Origin of the sequence: Bacillus fungorum (assembly GCF_002746455.1) — a bacterium.
Lineage (GTDB): Bacteria > Bacillota > Bacilli > Bacillales > Bacillaceae_G > Bacillus_A > Bacillus_A fungorum.
In genome coordinates, this window is the sequence record NZ_NWUW01000094.1 from 1 (window position 1) to 2,685 (window position 2,685).

Annotated in this window: 2 protein-coding genes and 2 rRNA genes; all 4 read left to right on the forward strand. The window is 34.6% G+C overall.

All coding sequences use genetic code 11. From position 1 onward, the window contains the following. Positions 1 to 9: 9 nt before the first annotated feature. Positions 10 to 125, forward strand: a 5S ribosomal RNA gene (gene rrf / locus CO726_RS30675). A gap of 252 nt (positions 126 to 377) precedes the next feature. Then, a complete protein-coding gene (locus CO726_RS30680; protein WP_099686800.1) occupies positions 378 to 1,337 on the forward strand; it encodes an alpha/beta hydrolase in 960 nt (319 codons plus the stop codon). A gap of 184 nt (positions 1,338 to 1,521) precedes the next feature. Beyond that, positions 1,522 to 2,253 carry a DsbA family oxidoreductase gene (locus tag CO726_RS30685; protein WP_099686801.1) on the forward strand — a complete coding sequence of 244 codons (732 nt, stop codon included), beginning with the start codon at positions 1,522 to 1,524 and terminating at the stop codon, positions 2,251 to 2,253. 329 nt (positions 2,254 to 2,582) lie between these two features. Next, positions 2,583 to 2,685, forward strand: a 16S ribosomal RNA gene (locus CO726_RS30690); the annotation flags it as partial.

A 2,685-nucleotide genomic window follows, 5' to 3' on the forward strand; every position in this document is an offset into this window, starting at 1 on the left:
CCTTCATAGTTTGGTGATGATGGCAGAGAGGTCACACCCGTTCCCATACCGAACACGGAAGTTAAGCTCTCTAGCGCCGATGGTAGTTGGGACCTTGTCCCTGTGAGAGTAGGACGTCGCCAAGCAAGCTTAAGACGAGTCAGAATGACTCGTCTTTTTTGTGTTTCTAACTTCTTATCAGCCTCAAAGTACCATTTTAAGTAATCCTTATTCTTTTAATACTCTTATATTCAATTTCTTTCATCATTTTCGATGTATAGTTTAAGATTTTCTATTTTATTTTTTGTAGAAGCAAGCTGTCGGTGTGTTAAAATAGTACAGTTATTTTTTGAAGTACTTTAATAATAGGGAGATTTAATTTTTAAAAAGGAGATAATATGAAAAAGATAGGTGTAATTACTATAGTAGTTTTAATCCTTCTAGCAATTGCTTATATGTTAGTCGGGAATTATTTTTATAATTATGCGTTGAATGTGAAACAAGAGAAAGAATTTTTAGAGGATAATCCTCACTTAGTGAAAACAGTGAATGCATCGGAAGGTATGTTCGCTGTAAATGAAGGAAAGGATGCGAACTTTGTATCAAATCATAAACCTAATACATTGAACATAAATTCTTTCGATAAGTTGAAATTAACAGGTTATGAATATATGAATGAACAATCTAACCATAAATGGGCAATTGTAGTTCATGGATATGATAGTAAGGCATCGAAAATGACGAAATATATCCGGAATTTTTATGAACAAGGTTATAACGTCATAGCGCCAGATCTTCGTGGGCACGGAAATAGTGAAGGTGATTATATCGGTATGGGCTGGCATGATCGTAAAGATATTTTGATTTGGATTCAACAAATTGTAAAGAAAGACCCCAATGCTGAAATAGCACTATTTGGTGTTTCAATGGGCGGGGCAACTGTAATGATGACTTCAGGTGAAGATTTACCTTCTAATGTTAAAGTTATTATTGAAGATTGTGGATACTCAACTGTTATTGATGAATTTACTTATCAATTAAAAGATTTATTCCACTTGCCGAAGTTCCCTGTTATGAATGCGGCAAATACAGTTACAAAATTAAGAGCTGGATATGATTTAGAAGAAGCTTCAGCTGTAAAACAAGTAGCGAAAAGTAAAACACCTATGCTGTTTATTCACGGGGACGCTGATACATTCGTTCCTTTTGAAATGTTAGATGAAGTATATAATGCTGCAAAAGTAGAAAAAGAAAAATTAATTGTTACAGGTGCTGGACATGGAGAAGCTGAGAAGATAGATTCCAATAAATATTGGAATACGGTATGGAAGTTCGTGGGGAGATATATTCCAGCATAATTAGACTATTTTAGATTTGTATATACGATAATCAGAAGGTAATGTTTGTATACTTTTGATTATCGTTTTTTCTATTTATAAATTCATTTTAGGTTGTAGTATATAAGGCTTGAAGCATAAATTTTTGAATTCCTTAGTGCTAGTGCTACAATGATTGAAAACTACATGTTAATGAGGTGTTTCTATGAAAATTGAAGTATGGTCAGATTTTGTATGTCCATTTTGCTACATTGGGAAACGCAGATTAGAGATGGCTTTAGAGCAATTTCAACATAAGAAGGATGTTGAAGTTGAGTTTAAAAGTTTTGAATTAGACCAAAATGCTCCAATCTTTTCTGGAACAAGTATTAATGAAGTACTTGCATCAAAGTATGGAATTAGTATTGAAGAAGCTAAGCGTAATAACGTGCAGCTAGGCAATCAGGCAGCTAGTATGGGTTTAAGTTTTAATTTTGATGAGATGAAGCCGACAAATACTTTTGATGCGCATCGTCTTGCGAAATTTGCAAAGGATCAAGGGAAAGAAAAAGAGATTACCGAAACTCTACTTTTTGCATATTTCACTGAATCGAGAAATTTAAGCGATGTGGATACGCTTGCTACTATCGCTGAAGCTTCGGGTTTAGATAAGCAAGAAGCTTTAAAGGTTATTAATGATAAAAATGCGTATGCCAATGATGTTAGAATTGACGAAGCGCTTGCTCAGCAATATCAAATTTCGGGAGTACCTTATTTTATTATTAATGAAAAGTATGCTATTTCGGGTGCGCAACCACTTGAAACTTTTGTTGGTGCACTTCAGCAGGTGTGGGAAGAAGAGAATCCTTCACCTAAGATACAAGAGCTTTCTTCAGAAGGTGGAAGCGATATGTGTTGTACTGATGAAAGTTGTTCGGTACCTTCAAAAGAACAATAGTTTTTATGATAGAAAGCAACCCATAGAGTATTTTATGGGTTGCTTATATATTCTTATAGAAGAGGTATGTAAATAGGATTTATAAAAAATGAAGTTTTTTGATAAAAACATATTGACGATTGCACCTTGGAGGTGTAATATAGAACAAGTCGCCGATGACATTAACGCAGAAAGCGACAAACGAAATAAAAAAACTTAGTTGACATTAACTAACGAAGATGTTAACATAAGGAAGTCGCAAATGAGCGACCAAGTAGTTCTTTGAAAACTGAACGAAACAAACAACGTGAAACGTCAATTTTTATTTTTAGATGCTAGACAAACTAACTTTATTGGAGAGTTTGATCCTGGCTCAGGATGAACGCTGGCGGCGTGCCTAATACATGCAAGTCGAGCGAATGGATTAAGAGCTTGCTCTTATGAAGTTAGCGG

Coding starts and splice junctions, on each gene's coding strand:
- CO726_RS30685 (WP_099686801.1), top strand. CDS start 1,522: ATGAAAATTGAAGTATGGTCAGATTTTGTATGTCCATTTTGCTACATT.
- CO726_RS30680 (WP_099686800.1), top strand. CDS start 378: ATGAAAAAGATAGGTGTAATTACTATAGTAGTTTTAATCCTTCTAGCA.